The following is an 831-nucleotide window of genomic DNA, read 5'->3' as shown; positions in this document are numbered from 1 at the left end:
GTTATAAAACCGATACGCTCAGCGAAATTAAACGTTCGGTCAAAGCCATACGTCAAGTCGAAGACTGATTTTAAGACTTCATCATTTAAAGGCAATTATTATGAATTTCCCTCCGCGTTATGTCTCAAACACCCGTATGCGCCGTATGCGTAAAGACGATTTTTCACGTCGTCTGATGCGCGAGCATACTTTGACGGCAGATGATTTAATCTATCCGGTTTTTGTATTGGAAGGCCAGAATCAGGAAGAGGCAGTCCCATCCATGCCGGGTGTCAAACGCCAAAGTTTGGACAAATTGTTGTTTACCGCTGAAGAAGCACTGAAGCTCGGCATTCCTATGCTGGCTTTGTTTCCCGTGGTAACGCAAAACAAAACCGAGTTTGCTGAGGAAGCTTATAACCCTGCAGGCTTGGTGCCGACAGTAGTACGAACCCTGCGCGAGAAATTCCCAGAGCTGGGTATCATGACCGACGTTGCCTTGGACCCTTATACCATTCACGGCCAAGACGGTTTAACCGATGAAAATGGCTATGTCCTCAACGATGAAACCATTGAAGTTTTGGTAAAACAGGCTTTGTGTCATGCCGATGCAGGCGCACAAGTCATTGCCCCATCCGACATGATGGACGGACGTATTCTTGCCATCCGCGAAGCCTTAGAAGATGCCGGCCATATCCATACGCGCATCATGGCGTATTCGGCAAAATATGCTTCGGCGTTCTACGGCCCGTTCCGCGACGCCGTCGGCAGCTCCGGCAATTTGGGTAAGGCAGACAAGAAAACCTACCAAATGGACCCTGCAAACACTAATGAAGCCTTGCACGAAGTAGC

1 protein-coding gene is annotated in these 831 nt (G+C 48.6%); it reads left to right on the top strand.

Annotated features, from left to right (window positions below; translation table 11 throughout):
• Positions 1 to 100: 100 nt before the first annotated feature.
• A partial coding sequence (gene hemB, locus ACTHUR_RS13035; protein WP_440398930.1) for a porphobilinogen synthase occupies positions 101 to 831 on the top strand: 731 nt, incomplete at its 3' end.

It is taken from the genome of Neisseria sp. P0021.S007, from assembly GCF_051956855.1.
Note: the sequence above shows the minus strand (reverse complement) of the source record. Positions and strands in the feature narration are given on the sequence as shown.